The organism is bacterium (genome assembly GCA_021372775.1).
Classification (GTDB): domain Bacteria; phylum Acidobacteriota; class Polarisedimenticolia; order J045; family J045; genus JAJFTU01.
In genome coordinates this window covers 21600-37381 of record JAJFTU010000027.1, presented here as the reverse complement: position 1 = coordinate 37381, position 15782 = coordinate 21600, and the positions used below count along the sequence as shown (strand labels likewise).

At 72.8% G+C, this 15782-nt stretch carries 12 protein-coding genes; 9 read left to right on the top strand and 3 right to left on the bottom strand.

Features of this window, described 5'->3' with window-relative positions:
- Nucleotides 1-6: 6 nt before the first annotated feature.
- On the bottom strand, nucleotides 7-2823 hold the full coding sequence (uvrA, locus tag LLG88_00980; protein ID MCE5245483.1) for an excinuclease ABC subunit UvrA: 2817 nt from the start codon (nucleotides 2821-2823) through the stop codon (nucleotides 7-9).
- Between the two features lie 127 nt (nucleotides 2824-2950).
- On the opposite strand from uvrA, the gene folD reads away from it, so the two are divergent.
- Both folD and coaE read left to right on the top strand, forming a co-directional pair.
- Nucleotides 2951-3874 carry a bifunctional methylenetetrahydrofolate dehydrogenase/methenyltetrahydrofolate cyclohydrolase FolD gene (gene folD, locus LLG88_00975; protein ID MCE5245482.1) on the top strand — a complete coding sequence of 308 codons (924 nt, stop codon included), beginning with the start codon at nucleotides 2951-2953 and terminating at the stop codon, nucleotides 3872-3874.
- Nucleotides 3871-4554, top strand: a complete 684-nt coding sequence (gene coaE / locus LLG88_00970) for a dephospho-CoA kinase (GenBank protein ID MCE5245481.1) — start codon at nucleotides 3871-3873, stop codon at nucleotides 4552-4554. Before folD ends, coaE begins: the two co-directional genes overlap by 4 nt.
- 666 nt (nucleotides 4555-5220) lie before the next feature.
- Here the strand turns inward: coaE and pyrE are convergent.
- Nucleotides 5221-5787, bottom strand: coding sequence for an orotate phosphoribosyltransferase (gene pyrE, locus LLG88_00965; protein MCE5245480.1), 567 nt, complete (start codon nucleotides 5785-5787; stop codon nucleotides 5221-5223).
- A 174-nt stretch (nucleotides 5788-5961) separates the two neighbouring features.
- On the opposite strand from pyrE, the gene LLG88_00960 reads away from it, so the two are divergent.
- The 7 genes from LLG88_00960 to LLG88_00930 all read left to right on the top strand — a co-directional run bounded on the left by LLG88_00960 (nucleotide 5962) and on the right by LLG88_00930 (nucleotide 15350).
- The gene (locus tag LLG88_00960) at nucleotides 5962-6492 is read left to right on the top strand and encodes a carboxypeptidase-like regulatory domain-containing protein (protein ID MCE5245479.1); all 531 of its coding nucleotides are present in this window, start codon (nucleotides 5962-5964) and stop codon (nucleotides 6490-6492) included.
- Between the two features lie 212 nt (nucleotides 6493-6704).
- Nucleotides 6705-7937 carry an outer membrane beta-barrel protein gene (locus LLG88_00955; GenBank protein MCE5245478.1) on the top strand — a complete coding sequence of 411 codons (1233 nt, stop codon included), beginning with the start codon at nucleotides 6705-6707 and terminating at the stop codon, nucleotides 7935-7937.
- Nucleotides 7938-7962: 25 nt separating this feature from the next.
- Complete coding sequence (locus LLG88_00950; GenBank protein ID MCE5245477.1) at nucleotides 7963-8880, top strand: polysaccharide export protein; 918 nt, start codon at nucleotides 7963-7965, stop codon at nucleotides 8878-8880.
- Between the two features lie 16 nt (nucleotides 8881-8896).
- Nucleotides 8897-11128, top strand: a complete 2232-nt coding sequence (locus tag LLG88_00945; protein ID MCE5245476.1) for a polysaccharide biosynthesis tyrosine autokinase — start codon at nucleotides 8897-8899, stop codon at nucleotides 11126-11128.
- 9 nt (nucleotides 11129-11137) lie between these two features.
- Nucleotides 11138-13675 (top strand): O-antigen ligase family protein, encoded by a 2538-nt coding sequence (locus tag LLG88_00940; protein ID MCE5245475.1) that lies wholly within the window; start codon nucleotides 11138-11140, stop codon nucleotides 13673-13675.
- Nucleotides 13676-13868: 193 nt separating this feature from the next.
- Nucleotides 13869-14516, top strand: a complete 648-nt coding sequence (locus tag LLG88_00935; GenBank protein MCE5245474.1) for a carboxypeptidase-like regulatory domain-containing protein — start codon at nucleotides 13869-13871, stop codon at nucleotides 14514-14516.
- A 150-nt stretch (nucleotides 14517-14666) separates the two neighbouring features.
- Nucleotides 14667-15350: a carboxypeptidase-like regulatory domain-containing protein gene (locus tag LLG88_00930; protein ID MCE5245473.1), complete on the top strand. Its 684-nt coding sequence runs from the start codon at nucleotides 14667-14669 to the stop codon at nucleotides 15348-15350.
- Nucleotides 15351-15468: 118 nt separating this feature from the next.
- On the opposite strand, the gene LLG88_00925 is transcribed toward LLG88_00930, so the two are convergent.
- On the bottom strand, nucleotides 15469-15717 hold the full coding sequence (locus tag LLG88_00925) for a hypothetical protein (protein MCE5245472.1): 249 nt from the start codon (nucleotides 15715-15717) through the stop codon (nucleotides 15469-15471).
- Nucleotides 15718-15782 lie beyond the last annotated feature (65 nt).

Below are 15782 nucleotides of genomic sequence, written 5' to 3'. Positions count from 1 at the left end.
TCTCCTTCACTTTCCCAGCATCGGCGCGAGGAACTTGCCGGTCCACGAGCCGTCCGTCGCGGCGACCGTCTCCGGCGTGCCGGCGGCGACGATTCGCCCGCCCCCGTCCCCGCCCTCGGGCCCGAGGTCGATCACCCAGTCGGCGGTCTTCACGACGTCGAGGTTGTGCTCGATGACGACGATCGTGTTCCCCTCGTCGCGCAGCCGCAGCAGCACCTCGAGCAGCTTGCGGACGTCCTCGAAGTGCAGGCCGGTCGTCGGCTCGTCGAGCAGGTAGAGCGTGCGGCCGGTCGAGCGGCGAGAGAGTTCCTTGGCCAGCTTGATCCGCTGCGCCTCGCCGCCGGAGAGGGTCGTCGCCTGCTGGCCGAGGCGGACGTAGCCGAGGCCGACTTCCTGCAGCGTGCGCAGCTTCCGCTCGATCTGCGGCACGGCGGAGAAGAACTCGAGCGCCTTGGCCACCGTCATGTCGAGGACGTCGGCGATCGACGCGCCCTTCCAGAGCACCTCCAGCGTCTCGCGGTTGTAGCGCCGCCCGCCGCACTCCTCGCAGGTCACGAAGACGTCGGGGAGGAAGTGCATCTCGATCTTGATCAGCCCCGCGCCTTCGCAGGCCTCGCAGCGGCCGCGCTTGACGTTGAACGAGAAGCGTCCGGGCTTGTAGCCGCGCGCCCGCGCCTCCGGCGCCTGCGCGAACAGCTCCCTGATCGGCGCGAAGAGGCCGACGTAGGTCGCGGGGTTGCTGCGCGGCGTGCGCCCGATCGGCGACTGGTCGATGTCGATCACCTTGTCGAGCTGGTCGAGGCCCACGATCTCGCCGTAGTCCCCCGGCTTGTCGGCGGCGACGCCGAAGTGGCGCAGCAGCGCCGGGAACAACGTCTCGCCGACGAGCGTCGACTTGCCCGAGCCGGAGACGCCGGTCACGCAGGTGAAGAGCCCCAGCGGGAAGCGGGCGTCGACGCCGCGCAGGTTGTGCGCGCGCGCCCCCTTGACCTCCAGCCAGGCGTCGTTCGGCTCGAGACGCTTCTTCGGCACCTCGATCCGCGCCCGGCCGGAGAGGTAGCGCCCGGTGAGGGAACGGGCGCTGCGCGCGATCTTCTCCGGCGTCCCGGCGACGACGACCTCGCCCCCCAGTTCGCCCGCGCCGGGGCCGAGGTCCACGACGTAGTCGGCGCTGCGGATCGTCTCCTCGTCGTGCTCGACGACGATCACCGTGTTGCCGAGGTCGCGCATCGCCTTGAGCGCCTCGATCAGCTTGCGGTTGTCGCGCTGGTGCAGCCCGATCGACGGCTCGTCGAGGACGTAGAGCACGCCGCTGAGGCGCGAGCCGACCTGCGTCGCCAGCCGGATCCGCTGTCCCTCGCCGCCGGAGAGCGTCGCGGCGCCGCGGTCGAGCGTGAGGTAGCCGAGGCCGACGTTGTCGAGGAAGCCCAGCCGCTCGCGGATCTCCTTCAACACCAGCCGCGCGATCTCCCGCTCGCGCGGCGCGAGCTCCAGCCGCTCGAAGAACGCGCGCGCCGCGCCGACGGTGAGCGCCGTCGCCTCGGCGATGTTCTTGCCGCCGACCGTCACGGCGAGCGTCTCCGGCCGCAGCCGCGCCCCTTCGCAGGCCGGGCAGGGCGAGCTCGACATGTACTTCTCCAGCTCCTCGCGCGTCTGCTCGGAGGTCGTCTCCTTGGCCTTCCGCTCGAGGCGCGGAATGATCCCCTCGAAGTTCCGCCTAAAGGTGTACTTGGAGCGGTCCCCCTGGAAGACGAAGTCGTACTCCTGCGCGCCGGAGCCGTACATCACGATCCGGCGCACCTTCGCCGGCAGGTCGCGCCAGGCGGTGTTCACCGGGATCCCGTTGGCGCGCAGCACGACGGCGAGCAGCTCGCGGACGAACGACGCCTCCATGCCGGAGACGAACTCCAAGGCGCCGTGGCCGAGCGGCGCCTCGGGATCGGCGACGATCTTGTCCGGGTCGAACTCGCGGTGCACGCCGAGGCCGTCGCAGGTCGGGCAGGCGCCGAACGGCGAGTTGAACGAGAAGGCGCGCGGGGCCATCTCGGGCAGCGAGACGCCGCAGTCGACGCAGGCGAAGTGCTCGGAGTAGAGACGCTCCCCGTCGTCGAGGACGATCCGCACCAGCCCCTCGGCCTGCTTGAGCGCCGTCTCCACCGAGTCGGTCAGCCGCCCCTTGACGTCGGGGCGCACGACGATCCGGTCCACGACGATCTCGATGTCGTGGGCCTTCTTCTTGTCGAGCTCCGGCGGCAGGTCGAGGTCGACCATCTCGCCGTCGATCCGCGCCCGCACGAATCCCTGCGCCGCGAACCGCTCGAGGTCCTTGCGGTAGTGCCCCTTGCGGCGGCGCACGACCGGCGCGAGCACCTGCGCGCGCGTCCCCTCGGGGAGCGAGAGGACCGCGTCCACGATCTGCTGCACCGTCTGGCGCTCGATCGGCTTGCCGCAGTTCGGGCAGTGCGGACTGCCGACGCGCGCGTAGAGCAGGCGCAGGTAGTCGTAGATCTCGGTCACCGTGCCGACGGTGGAGCGCGGATTGCGCGAGGTCGTCTTCTGCTCGATGGCGATCGCCGGGCTGAGCCCCTCGATCGACTCGACCTCCGGCTTGTGCATCAGCTCGAGGAACTGCCGCGCGTAGGCGGACAGCGACTCGACGTACCGCCGCTGCCCTTCGGCGTAGATCGTGTCGAAGGCCAGGGACGACTTCCCCGAGCCGGACACGCCGGTGACGACGACGAGTTGGTTGCGCGGGATCTCGACGTCGATCTTTTTCAGATTGTGTTCGGCGGCGCCGCGCACGATGATGGCGTCTTGGCTCAAGGGTCGCTCCGCGGAAGGTGAACCGGCAAGTTTATGCCGGCGCCGCGCCGCGACAACAACCCGCTTCCGCGCGCCCCGCCCGGGGCGCGGGTACACTGTTCCCTCTCTTCGCGGAGGAACGCGCTCCATGGCCGCCCAGTTGCTCGACGGAAAGGACCTCGCCCAGCGGATCCGGGTCCGCTTGGCCGAGGAATCGGCCGCCTTCGCGGCCAGGAACGGCTTCCCGCCGGGGTTGGCCGTCGTGCGGGTCGGGGACGATCCGGCGAGCGCCGTCTACGTGCGGAACAAGGAGACGGCCGCGGCGGAGGTCGGGTTCGCCAACTACTCGGTCCACCTGCCGGCGGAGACGTCGCGCGAGGACGTGCTCGGGAAGATCCGCGAGCTCGGCGCCGACCGGCGCGTTCACGGCATGCTGGTCCAGTTGCCTCTGCCCCCGCACATCGACCCGTGGGAGGCGCAGATCGCCGTCCCGCCGGAGAAGGACGCCGACGGGTTCCACCCCGAGAACGCCGGCCGGCTGCTGCTCGGCCGCGACGACGGCCTCGTCTCCTGCACGCCGCGGGGGGTGATGGCGCTGCTCGACGACGCGAAGGTGGAGCTCAAGGGCGCCGAGGCGGTGATCGTCGGGCGGTCGAACATCGTCGGGAAGCCGCTGGCGCATCTGCTGCTCGGCCGGCACGCGACGGTGACGGTCTGCCACTCCCGCACGCGCGACCTCGCGGAGGTCTGCCGCCGGGCCGACGTCCTCGTCGCCGCGGTCGGCAAGCCGGGGCTGATCCGCGGGAGTTTCGTGAAGCAGGGCGCGACGGTGATCGACGTCGGGATCAACGAGATCACCGACTCGCGTCTGGCCGAGGACCTGCTCGCCGGGCAGCGGAAGCGGCTGGAGCGGTTCGCAAAGAACGGGCGCGCGCTCGTCGGCGACGTCCACTTCGGCGAGGCGCTCGAGGTCGCGGGGCGGCTGACGCCGGTGCCGGGCGGGATCGGCCCGCTGACCGTGGCGCTGCTGCTCGAGAACACGCTCGTCGCGGCGCGGCGTCTCTGCGCGTGAGCCTCCCCGCGCGCCTCTTCGTCCCCGGGCTGGGGCCGGTCCTCGTCGCCGGGCTGACCGGAGGGATCGCCTCCGGCAAGAGCACCGTGGCGGGGATGATGCGCGAGTTGGGAACGCCGGTCGTGGACGCCGACGAGATCGTCCACGAGCTGCTCGCGCCGGGCGGGGCCGCCGTCGGCCCGATCGTCGCCGCCTTCGGCGCCGCGGCGCAGACGCTCGACGGCGCGGTGGACCGGGTCGCGCTCGCCGCGCTCGTCTTCCGCAACGACGAAGCGCGCGAACAGCTGGAGGAGATCGTCCATCCGCTGGTCGCCGCGGCGGCGCGCGATCGCCTCGCCGACGCGGCCGAGGCGACGCGGGCCGAGGTCGTGGTCTACGACGCCGCGCTCCTCGTCGAAACGGGACGGCGCGACGAGGTGGACCGGCTGGTCGTGGTCTCCGCGCCCCCCGACGTCCAGTTGGCGCGGCTGATGGCCCGCGACCACATCGACGCCGACGCCGCCGGCGCGCGCCTGCGCGCCCAACTGCCGCTGGAGCGGAAGCTCGACGTCGCCGACTACGTCATCGACAACGGCGGCCGCTGGGACCAGACGCGCCGCCAGGTGGCGGCGACGATGGCCGCGCTGCGCGAGGACGCGGCGCTGCTGCGGATGGGCCAGCCGCTGCCGCGCCGGCGCTGATCCCGTCGTCGCCGGCCGCGGTCTCGGGGACGTCCTCCCGCCCAAGGCCCGGCTGCAGCGCCCGCGCGAGCGCCGACCCGCACCGCTCGCCGATCAACACCGTGAGAAGCGCGGCGAACCGCGGCGCGAGGACGCATGGAACGCCGTGCGCCGCCGCGGCCATGACCATCTCTTCCCGCGCGCCGAGGTCCCGCCCGCGCGGCGCCGAGATCGGCCGTCGCGTCAGGCCGTAATGGTCCGGGCGGATGAACGCCCAGGCGCAGGGGAACCAGCTCACGAGCGCCGGGCCCGCGACGGGGCCGAGGCGCCGCGCCGCGGCGGCGACCGCCGCCCCGACAGCCACCGCGACCAGATGCGGCGCGAGGCGGAATTCGCGCGCCAGCGCCTCGATGATTTCCTCCGCGCGCCCCGGGTGCTTCAACGCTTCGACGCGCGCCTCTTTGTTCGACGGCATCGTCCCTCCCGCGAAGGGAGGGCTGCACGTTCGGCGCCGCGCGCCGCGACCGCGCAACTCGTTGAAACGAAACGCCGCCCCGCCCCGGCGACGTCCGCCGGCGGACACGGTGTCCGGACGGTGTCCGGACACCAATCAATAGAATCCGTACGGGAGGCTGGCGCGCCCCGACGATCGTCGGACCGCTCAACAAACCACCGCGCCTGCCTCCCCTACGCGTCGGTCGAGTGGGTCGAGTCGGTCGATAGGAGTTCCCGGGCCGTGAAGAGCGCCTCGACCTCGAGGCCGGCGGCCTCGAGAGCGGCGCGGCCGCCTTCTTCGCGATCCACCAACGCCACGACCCCCTTCACCACCAAGCCGGCCGCGACGCAGGCCTCCTTGGCCACGAGCGTGCTGCCGCCGGTCGTGATCACGTCCTCGACGAGAACGACCGCCGCGCCCGCCGCCGGCGCCCCCTCGATCTGCTGCCCGGTGCCGTGCGTCTTGGCTTCCTTGCGGACCAGAAACGCGCGGATCGGACGCTCGTCGAGGTAGGACACCACCGCCGCCGCCGTGGCCATCGGATCGGCGCCGAGCGTCAGGCCGCCGACGGCCTCCGCGCCCCAGCCGCGACGGTCGGCCGCGTCCAGGACGAGCTTCCCCACGAGATAGGCGCCCTCGGGGTGGAGCGTCGTACGGCGGCAGTCGAGGTAGTAATTCGACCGGCGGCCGCTGGCGAGGACGAAATCACCCTTCTTGATCGACTCGACTTGAAGAATTTCCGCGAGTCGCCGCCTCATCTGCTCCCGAGTCATATAATCTCCTGTCCAATTGGAACGGCCCGCCTCAGGGGCGGCGGGCGGTCCAAGGTTCCGGTACGCATGATCCCCGCCGTTCGGGTCGCTCCGCAAGCGTCGAACGTCGCCCATGCGCCCGCGCCTCCGCGAGTCCGACTCGCGCCGGAGACATAAGACATGAAGGCGAACCGGTTGATGAAGCTCGTGACGGTGGCCATCGCGGCCGCTCTGTTCCTCGGACCCGTTCCCGCCGCGACGGCGACGCCGTCCTCGGCCGACGCCCGCCTCGCGGGCCGGGTCTTCGACAAGGATCTCGTGACTCCCGCCGCGTCGCTGACCGTCGCGGCCACCTCGCTCGGCGCCAAGGCGCCGGCCGCGTCCTCGCGCACCGACAAGGACGGCCGCTTCGAACTCGCCGCCCTGCCCGCCGGCTACTACGACCTGCTGATCAGCGACGCCAAGGGGCAGCCGCTGGCGACGGCCCGGGTGATGGCCAAGGCCGGCGAGAAGACCACCGTGACGATGGCGCTCCCCGACCGCAAGCCGGGCGAGAGCGCCGCGGCCCCCGCGGCCGGCGAAGGCTTCCTCTCCACGCCGACCGGGAAGGTCACCGTGATCGTCGGCGCGGCGATCATCCTCGCCGTGGCCGCCAACAGCCTCGTCAAGGACAACAGCAGCAGCCCGGTGAGCCCGAACGTTCCCAAGTAAGGCTCGCCGCCCACGCGGCTTCTCTCGCCGGCCCGCGGATGTCCCGGGCCGGCGTCTGTTTTGGGGCGGTCCGCGGCCCGGATGGCCGGACCGCCCATCCTCGGGAATAATCGTCGGAGTCCGTCCGTCGGCCGCGGGGGCTGCGGACCGACGGGCGCGGAGCGGACATGAGTCGCCGGTTCTGGACGAGAACATTGCTCGCGGGAGCGGCCATGCTGGCCGCGGTCGGCGCCGCCGGCGCGCAGACGCCGACCCGCGACGCCCCGTTCCCGGAGCTGCTCGGCACGCGCCGCTGGGGTCCGTTCCTCGTCGTGCCCCGCTTCACGCTGGACAACATCGGCTACGACGACAACGTGTTCCTCTACTCCCAGGCCGACCCGCGGCCGAAGGAGACCGACTACATCCTGCGCATGGGGCCGGAGGTCCGGGCCCAGATGCCGATCGGCCACCGCCTGGCGCTGACGATCCACGACAAGCTGGCCGGCGAGGTCTTCGCGCGGCACTCGTCGCTCAACCACGCCGACAACAACTTCGACGGGCAGTTCGACGCCCTGATCGGCCCCGCGCTCTTCACCGTCGGCGGGACGTGGAACAGCTACCGCTGGCGTCCGAGCTCCGAAATCGTCGAGCGCGTGCGGGAGAACGACGTCCGCGTCTGGCAGACCGCGCGCCTCTTCCTCAGCCCGCGGACCGACGTCTCGTTCACCGCCTCGACGACCCGCTACCGCTACAACTCCGAGCTGCCGTACTACCTCCTCGTCGGCGACGAGTGGACGCAGGCGACGATCGACGAGGCGCTCGACCGCGACCAGAAGGACCGCACGGCCGAGGTCGGCTGGCGGATCCGCCCGCGGACGCGCCTCTTCGCCCAGTACCTCGACCGCGACAGCGACTTCCGCCACATGGTCGGCGGGGAAAGCCGCAACGCCACGGAGCGGCGGCGCGCGCTCGGCGTCGAGTTCAGCGCCTCGAGCAAGCTCTCGGGACGGCTGCTCGCCGGCACGTCGAAGCTGGAGCCGAAGGACGCGAGCCTCGGGCTGCGGCCGTTCGACGGCACGGTCGTCTCCTCGGAGCTCCGCTACCGGCCGAACGGCTGGACCCGCTTCACCGCCACCGCGGAACGGGCGCCGGTCTTCTCCGTCTTCGAGCGCAACCTCTACTACGTCGACACCTACCGCGGCGTCGGCGTGGACATGTACCTCGGCGCCTTCTGGGGCGTGCAGGGCGGCTACAGCCTGCGCGACTCCAAGTACCCCGAGGTCTCCCCGACGATCCACGCGCCCCGCGACGACCGCACCAAGGACAGCTACGTCGGGGCGCTGTTCCGCCTCAAGAACGGCTTCGAAATCGGGCTGCGCGTCGGGCGGCGCAAGCGGGACTCGAACCTGCCGACCGCCGTGGACGACCAGCGCTACGTGACGACTTCCGGCACCTACGCCTTCTAGCCGGAGGGAAACCGGAGTGACGCAGATGAAGCTCCTCGCCCTCGCCGCCGCCGCGCTCGCCGCGGCCGCGGTCCCCGTTCTCGCCCAGGAGGCCTCCAAGGCCCCCGCTCCGGCGCCCGCGCCGCAGACCGTCCCGACGCCGGACACCAAGGCGTTCGCCGCCCCGCCGACGCGGGTCGACGACTACGTCGTCGGTCCGAACGACCTGCTCGACATCAAGGTCTTCGAGCTCTCGCAGCTCGACCGGACGGTGCGCGTGACGAAGGACGGGACGATCTCCCTGCCGCTGCTCGGGCAGGTGCCGGTCGGCGGCCTGACGCCGCGCGGGGTCGAAGAGAAGATCGCCCAGATGCTGCGCGACGGGAACCTCGTCCGCGACCCGCAGGTCTCGGTCTTCGTGCAGGAGTTCGTTTCGCGCCGCGTCTTCGTCCAGGGCGCCGTGAGCAAGCCGGGGATCATCAACCTCCTCGGCGACCGCACGCTGCTCGACGTCGTCGGCGAGGCGGGCGGCCTGATCGACCGCGCCGGCACGCGGATCTACGTCGTCCGGCCGTTCGCCGCCGGCGGCGCGGAGCGGATCGAGGTCGACGCCGAGCGGCTCGTCTACCAGGGCGACCCGTCGGCCAACCTGCGGGTCCAGCCCGGCGACATCGTGATGGTCCCCTACGAGCAGGTCTTCAAGGTCTTCGTCAACGGCGCCGTCTCGCGCCCCGGCCCGGTGGAGTACGCGGGCGGCGAGCCGATGACCGTGCTGCAGGCGGTGACCGCCGCCGGCGGCGGGAACGACCGCGCCAACGAGAGCCGCGTCCAGATCATCCGGCGGATGCCGGACGGCTCGAAGCAGCTGTTCAAGGTCAACCTCAAGCGGGTCAAGCGGGGCAAGGACGAAGACATGCTGCTCCAGCGCAACGACATCGTCGTCGTGCCCGAATCGTTCTTCTGAGCCGGGGGAGTTCGCCATGTCCGACGCCGCCGCGCGCCGCGAGTTCAACGTCCGGGAGCACTGGCAGGTCCTCGTCCGCCGGCGCTACCTGATCTTCACCTTCGTCCTCGCGGCGACGCTCGCGTCGGCCGTGGCGAGCTTCGTCGCCACCCCCGTCTACCGCTCGGCGTGCTCGGTCTCGATCGAACGCTCCGGCGTGCGGCTGCTCAAGCAGGACCTCGCCACCGCCGAGCCGAGCTGGCTCGACTATCAGAACTTCTACAACACCCAGTACAAGATCATCGAGTCGGACAAGGTGCTGCGCGGCGCGGTGGACGTGCTGCGGCTGCGCGAGCGTCCGGCGCCCGGCGGCGAGCCGTCGCTCCTCTCGCGCCTCCTCTCCCTCGGCCGCGCCCCGCAGGCGGAGGCGGATCCTTACTACGCGCCGGTCAAGTCGCTGCGCGGCGGCCTGACGGTGACGCCGGTCCGCGACAGCCATCTCGTCGAGATCGCCTACGTCTCCCCCGACCGCGACTTCGCGGCCGCCGCGGCGAACGCGGTGGCCCGCGCCTACCTCAACTTCACCCTCGGCAGCAAGCTCGAGATCGCGCGGGACTCCGGCGAGTTCTTCGTCAAGCGGATCGCCGAGCTGCGCGCGGAGATCGCGCGCGAGGAGGCGGCGCTGCAGGAGTTCGCGCGGGCGAACCAGCTCGTCACCGGCGACACCAACGAGGCGGCGCTCAAGAACTTCGAGGACCTGCGGCTGCGGCTGACGAAGGTCCAGGCGGACCTCGCCGAGGCGCAGGGCCGCTACAAGGCGTACGCCGCGGCCAGCCCCGAGTCGCTGGACGAAGTCCGCACGAACCAGTTCATCCAGCAGCTCGGCGAGGCGGCGGCGGAGGCGGAGCGGGAGTACCGCGAGAAGTTCTCCACCTACGGCTCGCAGTATCCCGAGGTGATCAAGATCCGCTCCAAGATGGACGCGGCGAAGGAGAAGCTGGCCTCCGAGACGACGGAGCTGGCCCGCCGCACGGTCGAGGCGGCGCGGATCGACTACGAGAACAAGAAGGCGCAGGCGGACGAGCTCTCGCGCCTCTTCGCCGGCTCGCGCGTGGACGTGGACCGCTTCCAGGGGCCGTACAGCGAGTACCTGACGCGCAAGAAGATCGTGGACGCCAAGCGCGCGACGCTCAACGACCTGCTCGACAAAGAGAACCAGATGGCGCTCAACGCCAGCCTCGGCGACACCGGCCACAACGTGCGCGTGATCGACGAGGCGCGTCCGGCGCACCAGATCTTCAAGCCGAAGAAGAAGGTCAACATCGCCCTCGGCTTCCTCGTCGGCCTGTTCCTCGGCGTCGGCGGGGCCGTGCTGCTCGAGTACCTCGACAACACGATCAAGACCCCCGAAGACGTCCGCGCCGCCCTCGGCGTCCCGGTGCTGGGGATGATCCCCGCCCCCGACGCGCCGGCGCAGGGGCCGCGGCGCTGGCTCGGCGAAAGGCGCGCGGAGGAGGCCGATCCCGAAGGGCCCGACCCGGCGCTGGCGACGAACGACGCGCCCCTCTCGCCGGCGGCCGAGGCCTACCGCGAGCTGCGCACGGCGGTGCTGCTGGCGACGGCGGGGCATCCGCCGCGCTCCCTGACGGTCACCTCCAGCCAGCCGGGCGAAGGGAAGACGACGACGGCGATCAACCTCGCCGCGGCGCTGGCCCAGCTCGGCAAGCGCGTGCTGCTGGTGGACGCCGACCTGCGGCGGCCGCGCTGCCACCGCGTCTTCGGCGTCGCCGCCGACGAGGGGCTCTCGACCTACCTCTCCGGCAACGCGGAATTCGACGGTCTCGCCGTGCCGACGAGCGTCCCTAACGTGACGCTCCTCCCCGCGGGGCCGATCCCGCCGAACCCGGCCGAGCTGCTGGACGCGGAACGGTTCACCGACCTGGCGAAGCGGCTCGCGTCGAGCGGGGACTGGGACCACGTCGTCTTCGACACGCCGCCGACCCTCTCCGTCGTCGATCCGCTGGTCGTCGGCCGCGCGACCGAGGGCACGATCCTCGTCGTCCGCTCGGCGGTCACCACGCGCGAATCGGGGCGGATGGCCAAAGAGAAGCTGGCGTCCGGCCGCGTGCCGCTGCTCGGCGCGCTGCTCAACGCCGTGGGGATCGACAGCGTGCCGTACCAGTACCGCAACTACCGCTACGGCTACGCCCGGCGGAAGGGCGAGGACGCGGAACGCGCGGCGGAGGGCCGCGGGCGCGCCCGCGGCTGACCGCGCGCCGTGGCCGAGAGCATTCCCGAAGGCGGCGCGCTCGGCGCCGCCCGGAACGCGCCCTTGGCGTGGATCTTGGCCGCGGCCGCGATCGGCGGCGCGGCCCTCTTCGGCGCGGTCGAGCCGGGAACGCGCGGCGCGGTCCTCGCGCTGGCCGCGGCCGCCTCGGCCGCGATCCTGTTCCGGACGCCCCCCGAACGGCGGCCCGGCCTCTTCTGGCTCGCGGTCCTCGCCTATCCCGCGTGGCTCCTTCTCCAACTGATCCCGATTCCCGCCTCGCTGGCCGCCGCGCTCAACCCGGCGGTCGCCGCGCAGCGGATCGAGGCGTGGCCCGGTCCGCTCCGCGCGCTCGACGGCGCCGCGGTCGCGGCGGCCGCGCCGGGCGCCGCGCGGCTGACGCTCGACGCCTGGTGCACGATCGATCTGCTGGCGCGCGTTCTCGCGGCCCTCGCCGTCTTCTGGGCGGCCCGCGCCGCCTTCGCCGGACCGGAGGCGCGCCGCGCCCGCCGCGCCCTCCTGTGGGCCGCGGCCGGCTTCGCCGGGCTGGAGGCGTTCTACGGCCTTTGGCAGTGGGGAACGAACGCGGGAACGATTCTTTGGTACCGGAAGACGGCGTACCTCGGCGACGCCACCGGCTCGCTCGTCAACCGAAACCACTTCGCCCTGCTGCTCTACCTCGGCCTCGGCTGCACGCTGACGCTGCTGCTCGACCGGCCGTCCGCGCCGCGGCGCGGGCTCTTGGCCGACGGCGGCAAGGAGTTCTCGCTGCGCGCCGCGCTCGCGCTCCTCGCGGCGCTGCAGGTCGTCGGCATCCTGGCGAGCCACTCCCGCGGCGGCCTGGGCTGCGCGGCGATCGTCGTCGCCGGCGCGCTGATCGCCGCGCCGTGGCGCAACCGGAGAATCGCCTTCGTCGCGCTCGGCGGCGCCGCGCTGCTCCTCGCCCCGGCGCTGCTCGTCGCCGCCCCCGGCGCCGCGGCCCGCTTCCGCGCCCTCCCCGCGGAATGGTCGAGCCCCGAAGGGCGCGGCGCGGTGGCGCGGGCGACGACGGCGATGCTCGGCGAGGCGCCGGTCTTCGGCGTCGGCGGCGGCGCCTTCGAGTCGGCCTTCGCGCGGCGCCGCCCCGAGTCGATCGCCGTGCGCTACGACTACGCCCACAACGACTATCTCGAAACGCTCTTCGAGACCGGCCTGCCGGGGCTGCTGCTCGCGCTCCTCGGCCCCGCGCTGTTCCTCCGCGACCTCGTCCGCGCGCGCCGGGCGGAGCGCCCGCCGCGCCCCGCGCCGTGGCCGCTCTACGCCGCGTTCGCCGCGCTGGCGCTGCACGAGTTCTTCGACTTCGGCCTGCAGTTGCCCGGGCTGCTCCTGTTCACGGCGCTCCTCGCCGGAGCGTCCGCGCCGCCGCCGTCCGACCGGCCGTCGCGGCGCGCGGGCCGGCTCGCCGCCTTCGCCGCCGCGGCCGCCGTCGCGCCCGCCGTCGTCGTCTCCGGGCCGTTCTGGCCCGGCGTCGCCGCGCTCCTCCCGGCCCATCCCGAGGCGCTGCGCGCCGCGGCGGCGCGCGCCTTCGACCACTGGCGCGCGGACAAGGACGCGGCCTCCTGGCGCGCGGCGGTCGATTTCCAGACCCGCGCCCTCGCCGCCCGCCCGACGTTCGCGCCGCACTCCGTGGATCACGCCCACTACGTCGCCGCGGGTCTGGCGCACGGCGCGGCCGCCGGGGACGAGGACGCGCTGCGGGCCGAGGCGGCCCGCTCCGCCGCCCGCGCCCGCCTGCTCGACCCGTGGGACCCGAACTCGCGCCAGACGCTGGCCGAGGTCTCGCTCGCCCTCGGCGACGTCGACCTCGCGGTGAAGGACTATCAGGTCCTCGCGCGGAACAACGCCGACCAGGCGGCGACCGCGCTCCGCACGCTGCGCGAGGCCGGGCTGCCGACGGCGGCGCTCGCCGCGCTCGCCCCGCGCACCGGCCCCGCCTTCTCCGCCCTGCTCGAGCAGGCGCTGAACGAGAACGACCTCGCCGTCGTCGCCGGCCTCGTGCCGGAGAACGCCGCCGCCGACGAGGCCCGCTGCCGCGCCGGCGCGCTCGTCGCCGACGCGCAGCGCCGCCTCCGCGCGGCCTCGGGGCGGCCGTTCCTCGAAGCGTGCCGCGCCCTCCCCGCCGTCCGCGCCGACGAGGAGTGGTCCAACAACGTCGCCGGCTGGCTGGCGCGGGAGGAGATCCGCGACGGACGGACCGACGAGGCCGCCCTGTTGATCCGCGGGATGGCCGCCGGATGGAACCGCGATTGGCGCGCCCTCGAGCTGGCCGAGACGACGCGCGATTGGCCCGAGGCGGCGCGGCGCGCCGAGGCGCTGCTCTCCGGCGCGGAAGCCCCGCGGGAGCCGCGGAAGCGGGCCGAGCTGCACTGGCACGCCGCGGCGGCGTTCGGCCGCGCCGGGCAGCCCGCCGAGGCGCTCGACCACCTCCGGGCGGTGCGCGACGACGCCCCCGACTATCCCGGCCTCGACCGCGCGGAAGAGGCGCTGCGCCGCGGCGAAAACCCGTTCTGACGAGCGCCCCCTTCCCGCCGAAACGCCGCGGGGCGGCGCGCGCGCCGCGCCGCGACGACGCGTCGCCGAAGTCCGCGAAGCGCGCGGCGGCGCCCGCCCGAAACGGCGCGCGCCGGGCCGTCGCCCGTCCGAGACGAGGGGCGGCCGGCGGCGTCGATGGTGTAGCATCACCGGGTTGCCCACGGAGGATCACGTGAACGCGCACCGACTCTCGCTCCGGCCGCTCTGGACCGTCCTGCTTATGGCGCTCGTCGCCGCCGCCGCCCTGCCCGCCCGCGCCGCGGACGAGGCCAAGGCCCCGAAGATGGCGCGGCTGAGCGGCTCGATCCACGACGAAGCGGGAAAGCCGGTCGCGGGGGCGAAGCTGGTCCTGACGCCGCTCGAGGCGCGCGGGGCCGCGCTGACGGTCGAAAGCGACGCCGGCGGGAAGTACGTCTTCCCCGCCGTCGCCCGCGGCCTCTACGACCTCGCCGTCGCCTACGGCGGCAAGGCGTACGTCTCGAACCGCTCGCTGCTCGTCCCGCCGCTCAAGAAGGTCGTCGCCGACTTTCGCCTTTCGCCGGTCCAGACCGACGACAAGCTCGGCGGGATCGAGGCCGGGAAGCCCGCTCCGGGGCTGAACGCGCCGATCTACGGCGTCGCCCGCCTGGTCGAAAACACCGAGCCGACCGGCTTGGCGTGGTTCCGCACCGGAAAGGGCGTGGCCGTGCTGGTCGGGGGCGGGGCGCTCGTCGTCGCCGCTCTGATCGCCTCGGGCGGCAAGAGCAACGACTACGTCAGCACGACGACGACCACCACAACCTCGTCAACTAGCGTTAAATCGGACCGATTGCCGCGTTAACAATTTCCGGTCGCGGCGCTCGACACCGGTTGATCCGCCGCGGCTCTTGGACTACTGTACCGGCTGGCTTCTTCTCCAGGGGAGGGGAAGGCGCTCGTGTTGTCGAACCCTCGAATCCGGTTCGGCGCGATGCGACAAAGGAGAGTTCCGATGTCGATGCAAATCGCCACCGTTCGCCGCTACGCGTTCAGTGTCTTCGCCGCGGTCGCGGCGTGCCTGCTGCTCGTTCCGGCGGCTTTCGCCGCCGCTCCCGCCGGCAACGTCTCGCTCAAGGGCGCGGTCGTGCGCGGCGACAAGGCGACGCCGGTCACCGGCGCGCGCGTTTACGCGGTCCACCTCGACACCAAGCAGGTCTTCACTTCCGCGCCGTCGGCCGACAAGGGCGATTACCAGCTGACGGGGCTTCCGTACGGCTACTACGACATCGCCGTCGAAACGAGCGATGGGCTCTTCCTGGCCAACCGCGTGATCAACGCCCCGGCCGGCGAGAAGATCGAAGTCTCGCTGGTTCTCGGCCCGCCGCAGCCGGAAGACACGGAGTGGTGGTCGGCCGAACCGGACCGGCGGATCCCCGGCTTGGACCGCACGCCGGACGGCGTCGCGCGGATCGTCGAAGGTCGTCCGCGCGCGGGCATGGTGGTCGCGGCCAAGACGAAGGGCGCGGCGGTCGGCGCCGCGGCGGGCGCGGGCGGCGGCGGCGGGTATCTCGCCCCGGTGCTGGCGGCGGTCGGCATCGCGGCTCTGGGCGCGCTGGTCAACCACCAGAAGGACAGCAGCAGCGAGCTCCCGGCGACCCCGTTCCTGCCGGGCGGAAACACCAAGAAGCGTCGCTGACGCTCTTTCCGGACAAATCAAAAGCGGCGCGGAGATTTCCGCGCCGCTTTTTTTTGCGCGCCGCCGCCGCCGCCGGGCGGCGCGACGCGCCGGATGATCCGCACGGTCGCCGGGGGCGTCAGCTCCAGAACCCGCGCCAACGGGTGTCGGCCCGCTTGCGCCAGTCGGCGCGGTCGCGGACGCGGACCCAGAGCTGGTCGATCTCGTTCCGCCCCGCGGCCTTGCAGGCCGGGCAGAGCGGCATCGGCTGCGCCGCCTCGACCGTCAGCGTCGTCTCGACCTTCAGCCCGTCGCAGGCGGCGCAGAAGAACTCGCACGTTTCCGGGCAGCGCTCGCCCGGCTTGAAATCCTCTTGCTGACTCAGCATCGGCCGATCCCTTTCGCGTCCATGATACCGAACGCGTCCCGCCGCGCACGAAACGGGCGGGGCGC